The following is a 23227-nucleotide window of genomic DNA, read 5'->3' as shown; positions in this document are numbered from 1 at the left end:
TTTCATGTTATTCCTCCTTCTTTATTGTTAAAATTTATAGTGTTTTAATTTTTTAATCTCTTTTTCCTTTTTAGATTCTATCATTCGTCTTTAACTAGTTTCATATCTTCTTTTCTTATTCTTATATTTTCAAGATCTTTATAATAATTCTTTAGTTTAGCTTTTTATAATTTACAGAATTCCCTTTAAAGTTTATCATAATTTATGATATACAAATACTCCAAAGTTAGAAATTGTTTTCTTATTCCATCTCTAACTAGTGATTAAATGTTTAATACCTTGAGATTTTTCTCCATACCTTTACTTAATCCATTTTCTCAAAAACTTTATCTCTTGTTCTATGCTTAAAAATATATTTTATATTAATTTTAACTAGTATAGAGATTTTTAATACTGTTAATGCTATAATATCAAAATAATACTTATTAAATTCTTTTTAAAAAGGAGAAAATATGGTTTCAAAACACACATTAAAATTCAAAGATTTAAATTGTTATGAATGTGCTGAAAAAATCAAAAATGAACTTTTAAAAATTTCATATATATCTCAAATAAATGTAGATGTTTTAAATCAAAAATTAGATTTAGAGCTTAACAATTCATCAAACTTAGATAGAAAACTTGAAGATATTAAAAAACTTTGTGTACAAATAGAACCTGAAATGAATTTTGTAGATTCAAATAAAAATACTAATAATAAACTTTATCCATTTACTTTCGGAATATTTTTATTTATAATTTCATTCTTCTTCAAATCATCAGTTCAATTTTCATTTCTAATATGTTTTATAAGTTATATTTTAATAGGTTCAAATGTTTTGAAAAAAACACTTTTTAATCTTAAAAAAGGAATTTTATTTGATGAAAACACTCTTATGACTATAGCAACAATTGGAGCATTTTTAATTGGAGAATTTCAAGAGGCTGTTGCTGTTATGATATTTTCAAGGATTGGAGAATTCATTCAAGACAAAGCTATAAACAAATCCAGATTATCAATTTCAAAACTCATGGATATAAAACCAGAAACTGCAAATCTTGAAATAGAAAATTCTATAAAAACTGTTCATCCTAGCGAAATTAAAATTGGAGATGTAATTGTTGTAAAACCTGGAGAAAAAATTCCATTAGATGGGGAAATAATTTTTGGTGAGTCATCTTTAGATACAAGAGCTTTGACAGGTGAATTTTTACCCAAAGAAGTTAAAAAAGACGATTTAGTCTTGTCTGGATGTATAAATATCGATTCATTAATTAAAATAAAAGTTTCATCTGAATTTAAAGATTCAACCGTTTTAAAAATTTTAAATCTTGTTGAAAATGCACATTCTAGAAAATCAAATACAGAAAATTTTATTACAAAATTTTCAAAGATTTATACTCCAATAGTTGTATTAACGGCTTTCTTAATAGGAATATTACCTCCTTTATTAATAGCTGGAGCTACTTTTTCAACTTGGATATATAGAGCATTAATATTTTTAGTTATATCTTGTCCATGCGCTTTAGTTATATCAATACCTCTAAGTTTTTTCAGTGGTATAGGTGTCGCATCCAAAAACGGTATTCTCATAAAGGGAAGTAATTATCTAGAAGCTCTTAATAATATATCAACAATAATATTTGACAAGACAGGAACGCTGACAGAAGGAAAATTTTTCATAACAAAAATACAAAATAAAAATTGTGAAAAAAATGAATTAATAGAATTAGCTGCTTTAGCTGAAAGTTTTTCAAATCATCCAATTGCAAAATCAATATTAGATTATTACAACAAAGATATAGATAAATCACAAATTATAAAATACGAAGAAATTCCAGGTCACGGAATAATTGTAAATTTAGAAAATGATACTATTATTGCTGGTAATAATAAAATAATGAATAAATTTAATATTAATATACTTGATTCTACAGAAGATATTGGAACAAAAATATATATAGCAAAAAACAATTTATATATGGGATACATTTTAATATCAGATAAAATTAAAAATAATTCATCTAAAACAATTTCCAATCTTAAAAAAATTGGAATACAAGATATTATAATGCTAACTGGTGATAACAAAAAAATAGCTGAAAAAATTTGTAATGAAATAGGTATAACAAAATTTTATCCCGAATTACTTCCAAACCAAAAAGTAGAATATGTTGAAAAATTTACTAAAACTAAAAAATCAAAATCCAATTTAATTTTTGTTGGAGATGGTATTAATGACGCTCCTTCTCTTGCAATAGCAGATGTTGGAATATCAATGGGTTCAATGGGTTCAGATGCCGCTATAGAAGCATCAGATGTGGTTCTTATAGACGACGACCCTTATAAAATAATTAAAGCAATAAAAATTGCAAATCAAACACGAAAAATTTCTATACAAAATATTGTAATTTCACTTGGAGTTAAATTATTGGTTTTATTTTTAGGAACACTAGGTTTATCTTCAATGTGGGCTGCAATTTTGTCTGATGTTGGAGTTTCAATAATAGTAATTTTAAACTCGGTAAAAATTTTAAATAAAAAAATATAAGAAGCTATCTAAATTTTTAGATAGCTTCTTATATATATTTTCTCATATGTTTAAGTGCAGTTTTTTCAAGTCTGGAAACTTGCGCTTGAGAAATTCCAATTTCTTCTGCAACTTCCATTTGAGTTCTTCCTGTAAAAAATCTCAAATTTAAAATCATCGTTTCTCTTTTATTCAATTTCTTCATAGCTTCTTTTATGGATATATCTTCAATCCAATTTTCATCACAATTTTTAGCATCACTTATCTGATCCAACACAAAAATTGAATCTCCACCATCATGATAAATAGGTTCAAACAAAGAAATAGGATCTTGAATTGCATCTAATGCAAATACAACATCTTCTCTAGGAACATCCAATTCTTTTGCTATTTGTGATATAGTTGGTTCTTTATTATTTTCAAGCATTAATTTATCCTTCACTATTAATGCTTTATATGCAATATCTCTTAAAGATCTACTAACTCTTATTGCATTATTATCTCGTAAATATCTTCGTATTTCTCCTATTATCATAGGAACTGCATAGGTAGAAAATTTAACATTCTGACTTAAATCAAAATTATCTAGTGCCTTTATAAGTCCTATACAACCAACTTGAAATAAATCATCTACATTTTCTCCACGATTATTAAATCTATGTATAACGCTTAATACTAATCTCAAATTTCCTTGAATGAAAGTCTCCCTAGCTTTAGTATCACCATTTCTCATTTTCAATAAAAGCTCTTTCATTTCTTTATCTTTAAGTACTGGTAATTTCGATGTATTAACTCCACATATTTCAACCTTATTTATCATATTATCAGTCCCTTCAGAGTACTTATCCTCTTTAGAGTATAACCGACATTATTCGATTTTATTCATTCGTTTTAACTATTTTGTAAATTATTTGTAGTTATTTTATAGCATTTTATTTATTTCTTTTTTCAATTTTTTAATTATTCTTTTTTCCAATCTTGAAATATATGATTGAGAAATTCCCAAAAGATCAGCAACTTCTTTCTGTGTTTTTTCAAGACAACCATTTAATCCAAATCTTAGTGAAATTATTTCATGTTCCCTATTATTTAAAGAATCCATAGCTATAACAAGTAGTGTTTTATCTACTTCTTCTTCTATAAATTCAAAAACATTATTTTCATCTGAACCCAAAATATCAGACAATAAAAGTTCATTTCCATCCCAATCAGTATTTAACGGTTCATAGAAAGAAATTTCACCTTTAACTTTATTTGTTCTTCTTAAATACATTAATATCTCATTTTCTATACATCTAGATGCATAAGTTGCTAATTTTATTTTTTTATCTGGATTAAAAGTATTTACAGCTTTAATTAACCCTATAGTTCCAACCGAAATTAGATCTTCTACCATAATTCCAGTATTTTCAAATTTTTTAGCAATATATACTACTAATCTTAAATTCCTTTCAATAAGAACAGTTCTTATATCATCATCATTACCTATAAGTAATTTATTTATTAAATCATCTTCTTCATCTCTTGTTAAAGGAGGAGGTAGTGCATCGCTACTTCCTATATAAAATATAGCTCTAGCCATACCTTTAAATTTAAAAAGTAAATTATTAATGAAAACTATGATTTTTTTCATGATTTTCCCCCTAAACTATACATCTAGATAATATTGCTTCAAATCGATTTTCAGAATCTAAACATACCTGTGTTGTACATAAAATAACATCTGTATAAAATTCATGAGAATCATTTTTAAAACAAACATTTTTCACTTTTACCCCCTCAAAATAAGAAGTATTACCTGTTATAACTTTATATGGAATTTTATAAAAATATTTTTCATGATAAAAAATACCAGGCATACATCTCGTTTCAACAATTACTACCGGTAATCCAGTTATAGGTTCACGCAATTCATTACCAGTATCAAGAAACCCCTTAAACTTATAAATTTTATTTTCATGATTTAAAATTACACTAAATATGTAATTATCAAAAAAAGTATTCTTTTTTATATATTTTTTTGATATATCAGATATTACAAAAATAATCACAAATATTAGTAAAATATATAAATAATTTACATTTTCAAAATTATAATTAAAAAATGAAATAACCCCGAACAATAAAAATGAAATAACAATCAATGTAATAAAAATTTGAAAAAAATACCGAACAGTAAATTTAGGAATGCACAAATATACATTTGCAAAAAATGATAATAAGATCACAAAAATTAAATAAAGAGTAGAATTTAAATTTAAAAATATCAAAGTACATAATAATGAAGAAATCATAGACGAAAAAACTAATTTATATATGTTTAACTTAAAATTTAACATTTTAAAACTAATATAAAAAACAAACAAATTAAAAATGAAGTTCTCAAATACTAACAAATCAAAATAAATAGTCATATTTAAGCTCCCTTTTTAAAATCATTTATATATTATATAAAGTTCTTTTTCAAAATTTTGTAGTTTTTACTGATAGATTAAAATATTTTTCATATAATATTTTACAATATTTTTGTAAAAAACAAAGGCTATCAAAATTAAGATAGCCTTTGTTTTTAAATATTTACTTATTAAAATCACGTTTTCTTAAAAATGCCGGAATTCCATAATCATCATCTTTATCAACATTATTTAACTTAAAATCTTTCTTATCATCACTCTTCTTATTTACATCTTCATCAGAGATTGGTGATGATTCTTTTTTAGAAGATAGTATTTCCTCTTTTAAAATTTCACTAACTTTTTTATTTGTACTTCCTTCAAATCCTGTTGCTATAAGTGTAACTCTAATTTCATCTTTCAAATCTTCATCTATTACAGCACCAAACATAAATACAGCATCTTCATCAGTAGACTCTTGTACCATATTTCCAGCTTCATGTATTTCATGTAATGATAAATCTGGTCCACCAGTAACATTCATCAAAACACCCGTAGCACCTATTATAGATGTTTCTAACAAAGGAGATGAAATAGCCTGCTTAGCCGCTTCTATAGCTCTATTTTCACCAGTACCTCTACCAATTCCCATATGAGCGAGACCTTTATCACTCATTATTGCCTTAACATCAGCAAAATCTCTATTAACTATACCTGGTATAGTTATAAGGTCTGATATACCTTGAACCCCTTGTCTCAATACATCATCAGCTTTTTTAAAAGCTTCAAGTAAAGACGTTTTTTTATCAACCATAGTTAACAAACGCTCATTAGGTATAGTTACCAAAGTATCAACTTTACTCATTAAATTAGCTATCCCCATATCTGCTTGTATCATTCTTTTTCTACCTTCAAAAGGAAATGGTTTAGTAACTACACCAACTGTTAAAATCCCCAATGATTTAGCTATTTCTGCAACCACAGGAGCTGCTCCTGTTCCAGTTCCACCTCCCATTCCAGCAGTTATAAATACAAGTTCTGCACCCTGAATAGCATCTTTTATCATATCTTTACTCTCTTCAGCAGCTTTTTCTCCTATTTCAGGATTAGCACCTGCACCAAGACCTCTTGTTAGCTTCTCACCAATTTGTATTTTAGATTCTGCTTTAGATAACCTTAATGCTTGATTATCTGTATTAACAACAATAAATTCTACATTTTTTAATCCATCCTCAATCATCCTGTTGACAGCATTTCCACCGCCGCCTCCACAACCGACTACTTTTATTCTTGCATTTTGAAAAATACTATTCATGTCAAAATCTAACACAATAAATCCTCCTATATTAGAAAAATCAACTTTTAACTTCTGTAAAACATATGCTAAATCAATAAACAAACAACACCATATGTAAATAACTACAATTCAAACAATAATTTTTTATTAAGTATTGTATTATTACATACAATAAAGAATTTCATAATTATCATCCATATCAATTTAAAACAACTGTTAATATTTTCATATAGAATATTTTATTTAATTTATACAATACTTTATATAAAAACAATTCCTCTAGTACATGATATAAATTAAAACAATTCAAAATGTAAAAGTTATTCACACAAATCACATAGAGGTATATTCAACAGAAAATTAAAAAATCCTTGTTTAATTTTTAAATTTTTCTAAATCTTTTATACTAACATTTCGAGAATGATCTGTATGAAACCACTCTTTTTTATTTTTATTTAAAATCCCCTGTATTGATATAGGAATCCATGTAATTATATAAAGTGGATATACAAATATATAATACAAAAAAACTTTAAAATTTAATTTAGAATCTAAATACATCATAATTGGAGTAATAAAAAACTGGAACATAAAATACCCCATATAAATAAATTCTACTGCTCTAAATTCAAATGAAAATGCCTGTCCAAGTATAAGCTCTAGAATAGAAATAACAAACCTTCCTAAATTAAATACAGAAACAATACCTAATATTGTTATAACTATAGGTTGAATAGAATATAAAGCACAATCAAGAGATTTAAAATCTTTTTGAACTATAAATTTTTCTATAAGTTTCCAAAAATAACGACTAGAAACATCTGCAAATCCTTGCATCCATCTTTTTCTTTGATTCCATGACTGTCTTAATGTTAATGGTTTTTCATCATAAACAATTGCTTTGTAGGCTGAAACAACTCTCATATCATTCATAGCTAACTTGCACGTGAATTCTAAATCTTCAGTAAGACAAGTCGCCCCCCATCCTATTTTTTTTAAAGTTTCAACATCTAAACAAAATCCAGTCCCTGATAACTGACATGATAAACCTAAATTATCTCTACAAAGTTGAAATAATCTATTATTACTCCAAAATGCTATCGAATAACTTAAAGTTAACCAGTTATCATTCGGATTTTTACTATCTATATAACCTTGAATAACTTTATGACCATTGTTCAATTTTATATTCATTTCTGTTAAAAAGTTAGGCGAAACAATATTATCAGCATCAAGTACTACTACAGCAGAATATGCTTTGTCCATTTCAAATATTTTGTTAAACATCCATTCTAACGCATATCCCTTACCCTTATTTTTATCATCAAATCTTTCATAAACTAATGCATTTTCTTTCAAAGAATATTCTGCTGTTTTATCCGTACAATTATCGGCTACAACAAAAATATCAAAATAATCTCTATCATAGTTTAATTCATTTAAACTTTTTAAACTATTAGCGATTACCTTCTCTTCATTATGTGCTGCTATAACAATAGCAAATTTATTTTTATCAAATATATCTTTATCTTTTTTATTTTTAGCAAGAAGACCCAACACTGAAATTGATAAATAATAAAACGAAATAATATAAACTAGAATTATAATACATGAAGCTATTTTTTCAATTAAATCAAAAAACAAAATTATTATACCTCCTTAATAGCCACTTTCCTAAATACATTACTACAATATTAGTTAATAATTCAATATAATTTTTGTTGCAAGCTCTCTATTAGAAATATTTTGTAAAAAAGTACTCTTAGATATTTTACACATCTTATAAGCTTCTACCAGTGACATATCTAAAGTGCACATACCTAATTTTAATCCATTTTGCATTAAAGGTAAAATATGATTTATTTTGTTTTCTTTTATACAATTAGCTATGCTTGGAGTGTTAATCATTATCTCAAATAAACACATTTTTTTATTTTCATTATCTAAAATAATTTTTTGGTTAATAATGCATTTTAAAACATTTGAAAAATTATTTCTAAAATAACTTGTATTTTTAGAATCCATTTCCATTATTGTATCTATTGTACTTTTTACACTATTAGCATAAATGCTTGATATAACCAACATTCCTGCTTCACAACATTTTAAAACTAATTTCAATATATCATAATTTTCTATATTATCCACTATTAATACATCAGGTTTTTCTTTGAAAGTAGCCTCTATACCACTCAAATATGTTTTTGTATCATTACCTATCTCCCTCTGATTTACAATAGAGTTATTGTGTTTATACAATATTTCTATAGATGATTCTACACTTACAATATGTTTTGAATAATCCTTACTCATTTTTCCTATAATTGAAGAAATAGTCGTACTTTTTCCACTTCCAACAGGTCCTGTTACTAAAACTAATCCTTGTTTTACATTACATATAAATTCGTAAACCTTAGAAGGTATAAAAAACTTCTCATCATATTCAAAAGAATTAAAAGATACAATTTTAATAACCATAGCAATACTATTTCTTTGTTTAAATACATTTGCTCTAAATCTTCCAAGACCTGATATAGAAAAAGACTTATCCATATCACCATTTTCATCTAATTCTGAAAATTTATTTAAAAGTATCTCATTAGCATATTTAATTGTATCTTGTTGAGTTAATACTTCATCAACTATTACTTCGAGTTTTGAATTTATTCTGCCAAATATTTTAGTTCCTACACTTAAATAAACATCTGAACAATTTTTTTCTATTGCATTTTTTAATATTTCATTTAAACTCATCATAAAGTTATAAATAAAAGAAACTTAAAAGTTCTTTTTCCCTCTCTAACCATTTTTTTATATATTTTGTATTTTATACCATACATTCTTTTTATATTCATTAAAAATAAACCATTTTTAAAATAAAATTTTAAAAATGGCAAAATACTAAGTTATTATTTTTTAAACAATAATTCTTTATTTAATTTTTCTAGAGCCTTTTTTTCTATTCTAGATACATATGATCTAGAAATATTAAGTTTTTTTGCTATCTCTTTTTGAGTTTTAATTTTACCATCAATTAAACCATATCTCAATTTTATTATAATTTGTTCTTTCTCGCTCAAAATATCATTTAACTTATTATACATCTTTTTTATTGCTAACTTTTGCTCAACTATATCAACAATTGTATCTTCACCGCTATTCAATATATCTATTAAAGATATTTCATTCCCTTCTTTATCAACTCCAATCGGTTCCTGTAAAAAAACTTCATTTTTATTTTTCTTACTATTTCGTATCAACATTAATATTTCATTCTCTATACATCTAGAAGCATAAGTAGCTAATTTTGTTCCTTTTGTATAATCAAATGATTCTATTCCTTTTATAAGTCCTATTGTACCAACAGATATTAAATCTTCAACTTCTTTAATGGAGGAAAACTTTTTCGCAATGTGCACAACCAATCTCAAATTTCTTTCAATCAATATGTTCTTAGCATTTAAATCACCTGATTTAAATCTATTTATATATTCTTTCTCTTCGGAACTAGTTAATGGAACTGGAAACGAATTATTACCAACTATATATCCCGTAAATAAAATAACATTAGCAATTATATTAAAAAAGCCACTAATCAATTAAAAGCTCCTCCTGTTTTAGTGCTCAATAATATACTATAAATATTTTTTAGAATTCTACATAATTCAAAAATTTGTAACAAAATATTCTACAATATCTCTAAAAATTGGACCCGCTGTATTTCCTCCATACTGTCCTTCTTCATTTATATTTTCAACAAATACAGACATTGAATAATACTTATTTCTATGTTTGAAATATCCTAGAACCCATCCATCAGAAACATAATTTTGACCATCAAAACGTTCAGTGGTTCCAGTTTTAACTCCAGTTTCAATATCTTCAAAATATATATTTTTACCTGTTCCATTTTCAACGGTATTTATTAACATTTGTTTTAAAACATCTGCTGTACTTTCTTTTAAAACTTTTTTCATATCATATTTAAATGATTTTATAATTTCATCGTTCTCATTAACAATTTGATCAACTAAACTTAATTCTTTATATACTCCATCATTTAAAATAGTATTAATTATTCCTAAAGATTGAAGTGGTTCGATCAACATATTTTGACCCATTGATAAAAATAATGGTCCATCTTCATATTCTTTAGGCTCTGCATAACTTCCATTCACTTCTCTAAAATCACTAAATCCCAAAACCCTACTAAATATTCCTTGTTCCTGAGCATAATTCAACATATAATCCCATCCGATAACACGCCCTATTTCAGCAAAAATATTATTACAAGAAACAGCAAGTGCTTCTTCAATAGTTAAAGTTCCATGTTTATGCCCTTTACACAAGTCATATCTACTGTTATCACAACTAAAAGTATTAAATTGTGAAAATATTCCAGAATCTAGCGCCGACTCAGCTACAACCAATTTAAAAATAGAACCTGGAACATATCCAACTGTTGTAGATCCAAGCATTATATTAGGATTAAATTCATTTTTTTGAGTTAATGCTTTTATTTTTCCTGTACTAGCTTCAGATATAGCAACTGCAATTCCGTCAAATTGACTATATTTTTCATCTCTAATTATTTCCTCAATTCCATTTTGAAGTTCCTTATTGATTGTTAATTTAAAATTGTTATTTTCATTTTCAACGAACTGTTCACCTGATTTCGTATTCATAAAATCAATAATTGGATATTTATTTTCAGTTATATATTCATGATATGAATCTTCAGTACTTTTTTCAGAAACCTCTTTTATAAAAATATTCTCAATAGACCATGCTTCATTTTCGTTAAATTGATTATACTCATATAAGTGAACCCCATTTATTTCTTCCAATGTTTTAAGTTTGTCGTAAGTATATTTATCAACCTCAAATTTAAAATTATAATTTGGATTTTCTTCAAATTTTTTAATCAAATTAAAATCTTCATTATAATTTCTTAAAATGGATATAAAGGTAAATATCTTCTCCATTTCTATATTATTGTTAAAATTTTTAAATATGTTAGATTTTATTTCAACAATATACTTAGTTTTATAATTTATTAGATTTTCGTTACTATCATCCAAAACTTTATAATTTAAATTGCTCGTTTTATATTGAAAATTATATTGATTTAATGCTATTGATACATATTGATCAGATTTATTTCCTAATTGTATGTAATAAAGCCTTGCTATAATAATAGCAATGCAACAAGAAAACAATACACTTATAAATTTAATTCTAACTTTTAATATTTTTTTACGATTCATATTAATACCCTTTTTAAAATATTTAATCTTTTTAATTAGTTTCATTTTTGTGGACAAAATATTCAAACAAAAAAGAGTTAAAATATAAAATTTTAACTCTTCAAAATTACTATGCTAAATTTATTTCATTTTTTTTCATAATAATAAAATCATTAGGTTTCAATTCTACATCCACGTTTGCTGTGAAAATCATCTGAGCATGATTTGCTTTTTCGATATTTTCTCCTTTTTCATTTTTCATATTAGTTAATTTAACCTCAAAATTTTCAGTTTTGGGTCTTATTATTTCTACCGTATCTCCATTAAAAACCCTATTTCTCTGCTCTATTGTAGCAGTTTTAGTTTCATGATTATACGCCTTAACAATACCTATTATGTCATATTCTCTTACATATGTAGAACTCTCATAACTTTGCTCTCCATTGTTTCCATAAAAAAATCCTGTTGAATATCTTCTATGACTAATTTTTTCAAGATTTTTCTTCCATTTAGGATCAACTTTAAAGTTTTCAGGATTAGCGTAATAAGCATCAATTGCCTCTCTATACATTTTTACAACCATAGCTAAATAAAATACACTTTTCATTCTTCCTTCAATTTTAACAGAAGAAACTCCTGATCTAATAACATCATCAATATGTTCAATCATACATAAATCTTTTGAATTCATTATATATGTCCCACTATCATCCTCATACACTGGAAAATATTCATTAGGACGTTTTTCTTCAACAAGATAATATTTATATCTACATGCTTGAGAACAAGCTCCTTTATTTGAATCTCTAGAAGTCATATAATTCGAAATTAAACATCTTCCAGAATACGCCATACACATTGCACCATGAACAAATACTTCTATTTCACAATCTTCTGGCAGATGCTTTCTAAATTCTTCAATCTCTTTTAACTTTAACTCTCTAGCTAAAATAATTCTCTTTAATCCATAATCATACCAAAATCTAGCAGTTTCATAATTCATTGCATTAGCTTGAGTACTTAAATGAATTTCTAACTGAGTATTCTTTTTTATTATAGAAATTACACCTGGATCAGCAGCAATAACTCCATCAACACCTAGTGATTCACATTTTTTTACGTATTCTCCTAATCCATTCATATCAAAATTTCTTGGTATAGCATTAAGAACTAGATATACCTTAACATTTCTTTCGTGGGCATATTCCACACCTTCTCTTAATTCTTCATAATCAAAATTATCAGCAAAAACTCTTAAATTTAATCTTGGACCTCCTACATACACAGCATCAGCTCCAAAATCAATTGCCACTTTTAATTTTTCTAAACTACCTGCTGGTGCAAGTAATTCTACTTTTTTCACCTTAATTTTTCCTCCTTAAAATCATAACACCATCTCCAATAGGTAATAATAATGTCGAAAAGTTTTCATCCTTAACAACATTTTGTATGAAATTTCTCATATTTTTTATAATTGTCTTTTTTCTTTTATCTACTAAACTATCTGAAGCAATCATTCCTTTATATAAAATATTATCAAAAACGATTATACCATCTTCAGTTAAATTTTGAATACACATATTAAATAATTTTTCATAATGAGATTTTGAAGAATCTATAAATATAAAATCATACTGATTATGTAAACATTTTATATTTTCAAAACAATCTCCATCTATTAATTCAATTTTTTCATTACAATCAAATAATTTAAAATTTTCCTTCGCTATACATATCCTATTTGTATCTCTTTCCATTGTAGTTATAAAAACATTTCCTCCAAGCTGTTCATACATAAAAAGAGCAGAAAATCCTATTGCTGTTCCAAACTCTAAAATTTTTTTAGGTCTCTTGATGTTAAATAACATGCTTATCAAATTTTGAACTTCTTTATCAATTATAGGCACATTATGTTCTAAAGCATAATTTTCAATTTCCTGAAGCTTTTCTGAAATATGTAAATTCATATTATTTAATATAAATTCTTTTATATAACCTCTAACTATGTTCCCCATTTAAAATCTCCATATTTTAAAATTTACAAATTGTATTTTATAGTAAAAAATTTAAAAAGTCATCTTAATTTTAAAATCAAGATGACCCTCTAAATTATTTTTTTACAAAAAGTGTTGTATCTCTAACATCTTTCTGTTTCAAAAAGTCTTTATAATTATTAAAGAAATAATGATAATTAGTTTCATCGTTCAAAATAAAATACAAATAATCTGTATCATCTGGATTAATGGCTGCTTTAATTGATTCTTTACCAGGAGATGCAATTGGACCTATTGGAAGGCCTCCATATTTATAAGTATTATATTTTGAATCAACTTCTAAATCTGAATAATATAAAACTTCTTTATGATATCCCAAAGCATATATAACAGTAGCACAAGATTGAAGAGGCATTCCAACATTTAATCTATTATAAAAAACAGATGCTGCCTTAGCTCTTTCATCATCATGTATAATTTCTCTTTCTACAATGGAAGCCATAGTTACAATTTCATCTATCTTATCTTCTTCCACAACAATATTCAATTCTTTTTGAATTGTACTCAATATTTCCTCAAATCTTTTTATCATTGTATCAATTACAGTCTTTGGAGTAGATTCTTTATCAAAGTGATATGTATCCGGAAATAAAAACCCCTCTAATGCATATCTTCTTCCTTCAATTCTCTTTACATAAGAAGGTAATGGATAATTTTCTACTTCATTTAAAAACTCTTGTTTAGTAAAGTTCAACTCTGAGTTTTCAAAAAGTTCACCCATAGACTCTATCGAATACCCTTCTGGTATAGTAACTTTTATGTAATCATCTGATATTACACCTTGATTTAATTCATTTATAAATTGTGACAAAGATGTTTTCTCATCAAATGAATATTTACCTGGCTTTATATTTGTATCATACCCAAACATTTTTAGCGAAATTTTTACAAATAATTCGTTTCTTAATTTATTATTGTCAGAAAGTTTACCTAAAACATTATTTAAAGTATCTCCTTCTTCAACTTCAATTTCTACTTGAGATGAAAAAGGTTTACTATTTATTGATTGAAAATTATATACAAAATACGCCGTAAATCCTAGTAGTATTGAAAAAATTATTATTGAAATTTTTACGAACCAAGATATTCTCATTCTTCCTCCCAATATACGAAAACTATATTAAAAATTTTTCAGCAATACTATAAATAATTTTTATAACATTTAATATTATTTGTCAAATTTTTATGATTATAATTTCGTTTTCATATTTAAATTATCTCCAATTTAAAAAAATTATTATAAAAATTTCAAAAAAATCAGAGCATATTCTCCAAATACACTCTGATTAAAAATCTTTAAATAAAACTTTCTATCCCAAAGGCTTCATTCAATATTTTCATTATATCATCAACAATAATTCCAACTCTTTGTTCATATTGAACATATTCAGAAACAATCGAATTCGCCATTACCTTTTGAGAAACTTCTTTAAATTTTTCTTCACTTTCTTTTGATAAACTTTCTTGAGAACGTTGCTCATTAAAAATTAAAAATTGAACTTCTCTTAACTCTTTTAGCAAATTTTTTAAACTCTCGTCCGAATTAATTTTCTGACTTATTTCTTTTAACTTTTTAACATCTTCCAACTGTCTAATAGTATTAGCTAATTCATGAGCTTTATCGTGTATATTAACCATCTAAAAACCCTTCCTTCTTAATTTTAGAAATATTATATTTCCATTATAATAGGTAAAATCATTGGACGTCTCTTAGTCTTTTCATACAAAAAGTTTCTAAGATTATCTTTAATATTAGATTTTAAAGTTGACCAATCTGTTATGCCATCTTCTTCACAATCTCTAAGAACTTCTTTTACAATATCTCTTATATTCTCAATAAGTTTTTCAGATTCCCTTACATAAACAAACCCTCTAGAAATTATATCTGGTCCAGCAATTATACTTCCATTTTGACTATCTATTGTAACAACTACAGTTAAAACTCCATCTTGTGATAAATGTTTTCTATCTTTTAAAACAATATTTCCAACATCTCCAACACCTAAACCATCAACAAAAATTTGACCAGAAGGTACTGTTCCAATCTTATTTATAGAATTCTCCTTAATTTCTACAACTTCTCCGCATTCCATTATAACCATATTTTTTCTATCTATCCCAAGACTTGCTGCTAAATCTACATGTTGTTTTAAATGTCTAAACTCTCCATGTATTGGAATAAAGAATTTTGGTTTTGCTAAAGCCAGCATCAATTTCAATTCTTCCTGACACGCATGCCCTGAAACGTGAACTTTAGCTAATGACTCATAAATAACATCTGCTCCACTTTTGAAAAGTTTATTTATAACCTTTGATACAAGTTTTTCATTCCCTGGTATTGGAGTCGCAGATAATATAACAGTATCTCCTGGTGCGATTGAAACTTTTTTGTGATCACCTGACGCCATTCTTGCAAGTGCTGACATTGGTTCACCTTGAGTACCTGTTGTTATTATAACAATTTTTTCTGGCGCCCATCTATTAATTTCATCAATACTGATTAATACATTATCATCAAATTGTATATAACCTAATTCTTTTGCAACACCAGTAATATTTTCCATACTTCTACCAGATATAGCAACTTTTCTGCCGTACATAGCTGCTGCATTTATTATTTGCTGAATTCTGTGAACATTAGAAGCAAATGTAGCAACAATAATTCTTGATTTTGCTTTTCCAAAAATATCTTCAAAAGTTTTTCCAATCACTCTTTCTGAAATAGTATAACCTGGTTTTTCAACATTTGTACTCTCACCAAGCATACATATAATTCCTTTTCTTCCAAGTTCAGCAATTCTACCAAGATCAGCAATTTCTCCATCAATTGGAGTAAAGTCTATTTTAAAATCTCCAGTATGAAAAATTATCCCTATTGGTGTATGTATAGCAATCGAAACAGCATCAGCTATACTATGATTATTTTTTATAAATTCCATTGTTACATTGCCAATTTTAACAATATCTTTTGGCTTTACGACATTTAATTCAGCGTAATCTATATAATGCTCTTTTAATTTCACAGATAATATTCCAAGAGTTAACTTTGTTCCAAATACAGGAACATTTAATTGCTTTAAAATATATGGCAAAGCTCCTAAGTGATCTTCGTGACCATGAGTTAAAAAAATTCCTCTTACTCTTTCCTTATTTTTTATCAAATATGTTATATCTGGAATAACCAAATCTATCCCAAACATATCATCATCTGGAAATTTAAGTCCACAATCAATTACAAATATATCATTTTTATACTCTATTGCCGTAATGTTTTTTCCAACTTCATTTAATCCACCAAGTGGAATAATTTTTATAGAGTTATGTTCTCTTTTGGGACTTTTAAATGTTTTCTCCTTCTTTGAAGTGTTATATTCTTTTTTAAAACTACTTTCTCTTTTGTTAGAAGTACTTTTAGAATCAACTTTTTCTTTCTTTGACTCTAACTTTAAATCCATTATTAAATAAACCTCCTATTGATTATTACATTTATTGCAGATTCCTAAGATTTTCAAATTATGATCAAGTATCTTAAACTCATATTTATCTTCAACTTGTTTTTCAAGTTCTTCCAATAAATCTTCCTTTACTTCCATAATTTTATTACATTTAACACAAATTAAATGATGATGCGTGTGTTCCTCATCAAGAGACGATAATTCATATCTAATTATCCTATCATCAAAAATTAATTTACTAATAACTCCTAATTCTTCAAACAACAGTATAGTCCTATAAACTGTAGCTATACCTATAGTTCTATTTTTTTCATAAACATATTTATAAATCTCATCTACCGTTAAATGCTTATCTTTGTTTTCAATTATTATTCCTAATATACATTCTCTTTGAGCTGTTAATTTATAACCTTTTGATTTTAGATACAATTTTATCTCTTCGATATCTCTTAATTTTTTTTGCATTAAAACTACTCCTTAGATATTAAATCTAAATTTGTATTATATTTATTTTTTAGGCATATTCAAATAATCCTGCAAAATTATTTGAGCCGCTATCTTATCAACTATGTTTTTACGTTTTTTTCGAGACATATCCGCTTCCAACATGAAATTATTTGCTAAAACTGTAGTTAATCTCTCATCCATAAATTCAATTTCAATATCATCTTCTAATATTTTTTTCAAATTTTCACAAAACTTTATAACTTTTTCCCCTTGAAAACCTATACTCCCATTCATATTTTTAGGCAATCCAACTACAACTTTAAATACAAAATTTTCTACTACAATTTTTTTTATATACTCAATATCACTTTGATCATTAACTCTTTTATAAGTACATAAACCTTGTGCAATTATACCCGAACTTATAGCAATACCTATATTCTTATCTCCAATATCTAATCCTATATATTTCATAATAAACCTCTAAGATACAATTAAATAACTAATAAAACAAAAATCCAAGTAAGCAAACATGCAAACTTGGATAAATTAAATTACTTTTTCAAGTAAGTTTTCAATACTTCTTCTAATATCTCATCACGTTCAAGTTTACTTATTAATGCTCTGGCTCCATTATAATTAGTGATATACGTTGGATCACCAGATATAAGATAGCCCACTAATTGATTTATAGGTTTATATCCTTTCTCTTCTAAAGAACGATAAACTTCCTCTAATATCTCCTTAGTTTTACATTCACCTACACATTCAATTTCATTTTCAATCAAATCCCGATCATATTTCATGTACATAGTAAAATCTTTTTTCATATATACGACTTATAAAAAGTCACACGCACCTCCTCTTTTGGAGTCGTCTTAAGCTAATTATATAACAATAATTATCATTTGGCAATTAAATAATTTCATACACTTTCTCAAATGCATCGCCTATTTTTGATATATTTGTTACAGATCCTTGTGCCATATCTTTACGACCGCCTCCACTTCCTTCAGCAAATTTTAATGCCTCTCTAATTATCTTTCCACAATCAATTCCTTGATCCACTGCATTCTTATTTGCCATACAAACAACATTTGCTCTATCATTAACCACAGATGCAAACATTACTATTCCACAATCAAGTTTATCTCTAACCATAGTGCAAGCATCTCTTAATTGGTTAACATCAAGTTCATCAAATACATTTGTAATTACCTTTATTCCATTTTTGATTTTTGAATTTTTAATTATATGATCTAAAACTTTTAATTTGGCATTTGCCATTTTTGATTTCAAATTTGAAATTTCTAAATTCTTATTTTTTATATCAGCTATTAAATTTTCAACTTTATTTAATATATCAATCTGTGAAGTAGCTTTAACCTGATGAGATATATTGTTTAACACACTTCTACTTTCTTTAAAAAGATTAAAAACATTACTACCAGTAGTAGCCTCAATTCTTCTTACACCTGAAGAAACTGAAGTTTCATTAAGTATTACAAAGTTACCAATAAAACCTGTATTAGAAACATGAGTTCCACCACAAAATTCTATACTAAAATCTCCCACAAATAAAACTCTAACCTTATCTTCATACTTTTCATCAAATAAAGCAATGGCTCCTACTTCTTGTGCTGATTTTATATCCATGATTTCAGTTTTAACATTTACTTGATTATATATACATTCATTTACAATTTTTTCAACTTCTTCTAATTCATTTTTTGTTAACGCTTTAAAATGAGTAAAATCAAATCTTAATTTCTGATCATCTAAATAAGAACCCGATTGCTTTACATGGTCTCCCAAAACCATCTTAAGAGCTTTTTGTAATAAATGTGTAGCTGTGTGATTTCTACATATTGATCTCCTTCTACTTTCATCAACTACTAATTCTATATCACGAGTTTTACCACAAATTTTTCCTTCTACAACTTCAACAACATGATAAATTTGTCCCTGTAGATTTTTTTTCGTAGTAAGAACTTTACCATAACCATCTGAGGATTTAATATATCCAGTATCCCCTATCTGACCTCCCATTTCAGGATAAAATGGTGTCTTATCAAAAATTATAAACCCTGTTTCTCCACTTTTCATTTCATCAACAAAGGAATTTTCAAATATCATATCCATAATTTTAGATTTAATTTTTAATTTCTCGTATCCTACAAATTCCGTTTCATAATTTTTTGTAGAATTTAAAACTCCAAGCTCATTTCCTAAATAATTATCACTTTTTCTAGATTCACGAGCTTTCTTTTGCTGATTTTTCATTTCAATATTAAAACCATCAATATCTACAGATATATTTCGTTCTTTCAAAATTTCTTGTGTTAATTCAAGTGGAAATCCATATGTATCATAAAGTTTAAACACTTTATCACCAGATAAAACATTAGAATTTAAAGTTTCTAATTCTTTAACATATGAATTTAACAAAATATCCATACCTTTATTTAATGTTTTACTAAAATTATCTTCTTCAACTTCAACAATATTTCTAATATATTCTTTTCTTTCTTCTAGTTCTGGATAAGCACATTTGTATTCATCAATAACAACATTACTAATATCATTTATAAATTTTGATTCAATTCCGATAAGTTTTGCGTGCCTTACACTTCTTCTTATTAATCTTCTTAAAACATATCCTCTTCCTTCATTACTAGGAGTAACACCATCACAAACTAAAAAAGTTATACTTCTAGAATGATCTGCAATTACTTTTAAAGAATAATTTACTTCCTGAGAAATATTTTTCACATTGGATAGTTTTCTTATCTTATCTATTATTTTCACAAAAATATCTGTATCAAAAACATTATCTACATTTTGAGTTATGAGAGCTAATCTTTCAAGTCCCATTCCAGTATCAATGTTTTTATTTTTAAGTGTTTCATATTCTCCATTTTCATTTTTGTTAAATTGAGTAAATACTAAATTCCATATTTCAAAAATTTTTCCACTCTCTTGAAACTCTATAAACTGTTCTTTATTTTCAATTTTTTCATCAGTAAATGAGTAAAAAATTTCTGAACAAGGTCCACAAGGACCAACTCCTATTTCCCAAAAATTTTCATCTTTACCCATTTTAAAAATTCTATCTTTTGTTATACCTGTATTGTTAATCCAGCAATCAAAAGCCTCATTATCTTCAATATAAACACTAACATACAACTTTTCTAAAGGAATTTCAATAACCTTAGTCAAAAACTCCCATGCATAGTCTATAGCTTCTTTTTTAAAATAATCTCCAAAAGAAAAATTACCAAGCATCTCAAAAAAAGTGCAATGTCTAGCTGTCCTACCAACACTATCTATATCACCAGTTCTAATACATTTTTGATATGTTGTTATCCTTTTACTAGGTGGTTTAGCCGCTCCTGTAAAATATTTTTTAAGTGGTGCCATTCCAGCGTTTATAAGCAATAAACTTTCATCATCTTTAGGCACTAATGGAAAACTACTTAATTTTTGATGCGATTTGTCTTGAAAAAAATTTATATAAAGTTCTCTTAATTCAGCGTATGTATATTTTTTCATAAAATCTTAGTCACTCCAATTTATTTAAAATTAAAGCTTTTATCCTATAGACTAAAAGGATAAAAGCCTAACTACTCTTCAAATTAACCAATACGATTATATATCAAAATTTTATTTAGTGTCAATTTTAAAAATCTATATTATTTTTTCCATTATTAACAATTACATACCATACTTCAATAAATTTTAAAAATATTCTCTAATAATACCTCCACCAACAACAATATCACCATCATAAAATACAAGAGATTGACCTTTTGTCATAGCACGTTGTGGTTCATTAAAAACAACTTTAATTTTATTATCATCAATCCTAAAAATTTTTGCATCACAAGGTTTAGCTTGATAACGAACTTTAGCCTTTACATCAAAAGAATCTTCAAAATTTTCACCAGATATTATATTTACATTATCAATAATCGCATTTTTAAAAAATATATCTTCCTCATCACCAATAACAATTTCGTTAATTTTAGGTCTTATTTCAATTACATATGCAGGTTTTCCAAGAGATAAATTTAAACCTTTTCTTTGCCCAATAGTATAATAAACAATTCCTTTGTGTCTACCTAACACTTTACCGCTTTTATCAACAAAATTTCCTTCTTCAATATTTTTAATTTCAGAAATAAATTTCCCATGATTACCATCAGGAACAAAACAAATCTCTTCACTATCTTTTTTATTATGTATATCCATACCTATATTTTTTGCAATTTCTCTAACTTGATCTTTTGTATATTTTCCACACGGCATAAGAATATACTTAAGTTGATTTTGAGTTAGTGTATAAAGCATATATGTTTGATCTTTTTTTATATCTTTACCTTTTTTTAAAATAAACTTATCATTTATTTTTTCTACATTAGCATAATGTCCCGTAGCTATATAATCAGCCCCAAGTGTTTTTGCACTCTTTAAAAAATTACCAAACTTTATATATCTATTACACTCTATACACGGATTTGGAGTATTACCAACCATATAATCTTCTACAAAATAATCTACAATTTTTTCTTTAAAAATATTTTTATAATTCAAAACATAAAATGGAATTTCCAAAAGCTCTGCAACTTTTCTTGCATCAAGAACAGAAGAAAGAGAACAACATCCACCTTCTTGCAACAAATATATTTCATCATTTTGTGAAAGGTTTAACATAACTCCTATAACTTCATATCCCTCTTGTTTAAGAAGATAAGCTGCAACAGCACTATCAACTCCTCCACTAAGCCCAATAACAACTTTTTTCTTACTCAAAACAAATCCTCCAACAAATTAAGATGTAACATCCCTATACCTATTCACTATTATTTTCAATTCATCAATCACATAATCAATTTCCTCTTTAGTTGTATTTTTACCAAGAGTAAATCTTACCGAACCTTGGGCTTCACTTGGAGATAATCCAATACCTTGAAGTACATGCGAAGAATTAACAGATCCAGAATTACAAGAACTACCACTAGATACACAAATACCTTTCAAATCAAGAGAAAGAAGAATTCCTTCATCTTCTATACCTTCAAAACAAACATTTACATTATTGTTAAGTCTTCTTTCAAGAGAACCATTAATCTTACTTTTAGAAATTTCTTTTAATATTCTATCAATCATATAATCTCTAAGTAATATTAATCTTTTTCCCTCATCATCAACTTCTTTACACGCAAGCTCAATAGCCTTTCCTAAACCAATAATACCATAAACATTTTCAGTGCCAGAACGTCTTCCCTTTTCCTGACCACCTCCATGAATATAATTTTCAATATTGGTACCTTCCTTTATATACAAAAGCCCTATACCTTTTGGTCCATAAATTTTATGTCCAGATATGGATAATAAATTAACAAATTTATATTTATCTAAAGAAATATCTACTCTACCTATAGCTTGTATCGCATCAGTATGAAAGATTACATCATTTTCATTGCAAATTTCAGAAATTTTTTCAATATTCTGAATAGTTCCTATTTCATTATTAGCAAAAGCAATAGTAACAAGAATCGTTTTATTAGTTATGGAATTTTTCAATAATTCTATATCAACCAAACCATCTGAATTAACATCTAAATATGTAACTTTAAATCCTTGTCCTTCTAAATATTTACAAGAATACAACACAGAATGATGTTCAATCTTTGTTGTGATTATATGATTTCCTTTTTTTCTATTTGAAAAAGCTACTCCCTTAATAGCCCAATTGTTAGATTCTGTACCACCGCTTGTAAAAAATATTTCTTTTTTCTTACATTTTAAAACTTCAGAAATAA

At 26.2% G+C, this 23227-nt stretch carries 20 protein-coding genes; 1 reads left to right on the top strand and 19 read right to left on the bottom strand.

Annotated features, from left to right (window positions below; all coding sequences use genetic code 11):
• Positions 1–452: 452 nt before the first annotated feature.
• Positions 453–2531, top strand: coding sequence for a heavy metal translocating P-type ATPase (locus tag A6P36_RS07150; RefSeq protein WP_066762630.1), 2079 nt, complete (start codon positions 453–455; stop codon positions 2529–2531).
• Between the two features lie 28 nt (positions 2532–2559).
• On the opposite strand, the gene sigG is transcribed toward A6P36_RS07150, so the two are convergent.
• From sigG to A6P36_RS07055, 19 genes are all read right to left on the bottom strand, one after another.
• Positions 2560–3330 (bottom strand): RNA polymerase sporulation sigma factor SigG, encoded by a 771-nt coding sequence (gene sigG / locus A6P36_RS07145; protein WP_066762624.1) that lies wholly within the window; start codon positions 3328–3330, stop codon positions 2560–2562.
• 102 nt (positions 3331–3432) lie between these two features.
• A complete protein-coding gene (gene sigE, locus A6P36_RS07140) occupies positions 3433–4143 on the bottom strand; it encodes an RNA polymerase sporulation sigma factor SigE (RefSeq protein WP_066762621.1) in 711 nt (236 codons plus the stop codon).
• Between the two features lie 10 nt (positions 4144–4153).
• On the bottom strand, positions 4154–4924 hold the full coding sequence (locus A6P36_RS07135; protein ID WP_066762619.1) for a sigma-E processing peptidase SpoIIGA: 771 nt from the start codon (positions 4922–4924) through the stop codon (positions 4154–4156).
• Positions 4925–5087: 163 nt separating this feature from the next.
• Entirely contained in the window at positions 5088–6218 is a 1131-nt protein-coding gene (gene ftsZ / locus A6P36_RS07130; protein WP_369815443.1) for a cell division protein FtsZ, read from the bottom strand.
• Positions 6219–6575: 357 nt separating this feature from the next.
• Entirely contained in the window at positions 6576–7844 is a 1269-nt protein-coding gene (locus tag A6P36_RS07125; protein WP_066762617.1) for a glycosyltransferase family 2 protein, read from the bottom strand.
• 54 nt (positions 7845–7898) lie between these two features.
• Positions 7899–8957, bottom strand: coding sequence for a type IV pilus twitching motility protein PilT (locus tag A6P36_RS07120; RefSeq protein WP_066762614.1), 1059 nt, complete (start codon positions 8955–8957; stop codon positions 7899–7901).
• Between the two features lie 152 nt (positions 8958–9109).
• On the bottom strand, positions 9110–9799 hold the full coding sequence (gene sigK, locus A6P36_RS07115; protein ID WP_066762612.1) for an RNA polymerase sporulation sigma factor SigK: 690 nt from the start codon (positions 9797–9799) through the stop codon (positions 9110–9112).
• 66 nt (positions 9800–9865) lie between these two features.
• A complete protein-coding gene (locus tag A6P36_RS07110) occupies positions 9866–11467 on the bottom strand; it encodes a penicillin-binding transpeptidase domain-containing protein (RefSeq protein WP_066762610.1) in 1602 nt (533 codons plus the stop codon).
• Positions 11468–11576: 109 nt separating this feature from the next.
• Positions 11577–12809 (bottom strand): peptidase U32 family protein, encoded by a 1233-nt coding sequence (locus A6P36_RS07105; RefSeq protein ID WP_066762608.1) that lies wholly within the window; start codon positions 12807–12809, stop codon positions 11577–11579.
• 1 nt (position 12810) lies between these two features.
• Entirely contained in the window at positions 12811–13461 is a 651-nt protein-coding gene (locus A6P36_RS07100) for an O-methyltransferase (protein ID WP_066762604.1), read from the bottom strand.
• 94 nt (positions 13462–13555) lie between these two features.
• Positions 13556–14593: an endolytic transglycosylase MltG gene (gene mltG / locus A6P36_RS07095; RefSeq protein WP_066762602.1), complete on the bottom strand. Its 1038-nt coding sequence runs from the start codon at positions 14591–14593 to the stop codon at positions 13556–13558.
• Positions 14594–14796: 203 nt separating this feature from the next.
• The gene (locus tag A6P36_RS07090; protein WP_066762600.1) at positions 14797–15138 is read right to left on the bottom strand and encodes a YlbF family regulator; all 342 of its coding nucleotides are present in this window, start codon (positions 15136–15138) and stop codon (positions 14797–14799) included.
• Between the two features lie 32 nt (positions 15139–15170).
• Positions 15171–16955, bottom strand: coding sequence for a ribonuclease J (locus A6P36_RS07085; RefSeq protein ID WP_066762598.1), 1785 nt, complete (start codon positions 16953–16955; stop codon positions 15171–15173).
• A 15-nt stretch (positions 16956–16970) separates the two neighbouring features.
• On the bottom strand, positions 16971–17420 hold the full coding sequence (locus A6P36_RS07080) for a Fur family transcriptional regulator (RefSeq protein ID WP_066762596.1): 450 nt from the start codon (positions 17418–17420) through the stop codon (positions 16971–16973).
• A 42-nt stretch (positions 17421–17462) separates the two neighbouring features.
• Positions 17463–17876, bottom strand: a complete 414-nt coding sequence (ruvX, locus tag A6P36_RS07075; protein ID WP_066762595.1) for a Holliday junction resolvase RuvX — start codon at positions 17874–17876, stop codon at positions 17463–17465.
• Positions 17877–17956: 80 nt separating this feature from the next.
• The gene (locus A6P36_RS07070) at positions 17957–18208 is read right to left on the bottom strand and encodes an IreB family regulatory phosphoprotein (protein WP_242861684.1); all 252 of its coding nucleotides are present in this window, start codon (positions 18206–18208) and stop codon (positions 17957–17959) included.
• A gap of 109 nt (positions 18209–18317) precedes the next feature.
• On the bottom strand, positions 18318–20954 hold the full coding sequence (alaS, locus tag A6P36_RS07065) for an alanine--tRNA ligase (RefSeq protein ID WP_066762590.1): 2637 nt from the start codon (positions 20952–20954) through the stop codon (positions 18318–18320).
• A 186-nt stretch (positions 20955–21140) separates the two neighbouring features.
• Entirely contained in the window at positions 21141–22214 is a 1074-nt protein-coding gene (gene mnmA / locus A6P36_RS07060) for a tRNA 2-thiouridine(34) synthase MnmA (RefSeq protein ID WP_066762588.1), read from the bottom strand.
• 18 nt (positions 22215–22232) lie between these two features.
• On the bottom strand, positions 22233–23227 hold a 995-nt coding region (locus A6P36_RS07055), incomplete at its 5' end, for a cysteine desulfurase family protein (RefSeq protein WP_066762586.1).

Origin of the sequence: Candidatus Arthromitus sp. SFB-turkey, assembly GCF_001655775.1 — a bacterium.
GTDB classification, from domain to species: domain Bacteria; phylum Bacillota; class Clostridia; order Clostridiales; family Clostridiaceae; genus Dwaynesavagella; species Dwaynesavagella gallinarum.
Note: the sequence above shows the minus strand (reverse complement) of the source record. Positions and strands in the feature narration are given on the sequence as shown.

Coding starts and splice junctions, on each gene's coding strand:
- A6P36_RS07150 (WP_066762630.1), top strand. CDS start 453: ATGGTTTCAAAACACACATTAAAATTCAAAGATTTAAATTGTTATGAA.
- sigG (WP_066762624.1), bottom strand. CDS start 3,330: ATGATAAATAAGGTTGAAATATGTGGAGTTAATACATCGAAATTACCA.
- sigE (WP_066762621.1), bottom strand. CDS start 4,143: ATGAAAAAAATCATAGTTTTCATTAATAATTTACTTTTTAAATTTAAA.
- A6P36_RS07135 (WP_066762619.1), bottom strand. CDS start 4,924: ATGACTATTTATTTTGATTTGTTAGTATTTGAGAACTTCATTTTTAAT.
- ftsZ (WP_369815443.1), bottom strand. CDS start 6,218: ATGAATAGTATTTTTCAAAATGCAAGAATAAAAGTAGTCGGTTGTGGA.
- A6P36_RS07120 (WP_066762614.1), bottom strand. CDS start 8,957: ATGATGAGTTTAAATGAAATATTAAAAAATGCAATAGAAAAAAATTGT.
- A6P36_RS07110 (WP_066762610.1), bottom strand. CDS start 11,467: ATGAATCGTAAAAAAATATTAAAAGTTAGAATTAAATTTATAAGTGTA.
- A6P36_RS07100 (WP_066762604.1), bottom strand. CDS start 13,461: ATGGGGAACATAGTTAGAGGTTATATAAAAGAATTTATATTAAATAAT.
- mltG (WP_066762602.1), bottom strand. CDS start 14,593: ATGAGAATATCTTGGTTCGTAAAAATTTCAATAATAATTTTTTCAATA.
- A6P36_RS07090 (WP_066762600.1), bottom strand. CDS start 15,138: ATGGTTAATATACACGATAAAGCTCATGAATTAGCTAATACTATTAGA.
- A6P36_RS07085 (WP_066762598.1), bottom strand. CDS start 16,955: ATGGATTTAAAGTTAGAGTCAAAGAAAGAAAAAGTTGATTCTAAAAGT.
- A6P36_RS07080 (WP_066762596.1), bottom strand. CDS start 17,420: ATGCAAAAAAAATTAAGAGATATCGAAGAGATAAAATTGTATCTAAAA.
- ruvX (WP_066762595.1), bottom strand. CDS start 17,876: ATGAAATATATAGGATTAGATATTGGAGATAAGAATATAGGTATTGCT.
- A6P36_RS07070 (WP_242861684.1), bottom strand. CDS start 18,208: ATGAAATATGATCGGGATTTGATTGAAAATGAAATTGAATGTGTAGGT.
- alaS (WP_066762590.1), bottom strand. CDS start 20,954: ATGAAAAAATATACATACGCTGAATTAAGAGAACTTTATATAAATTTT.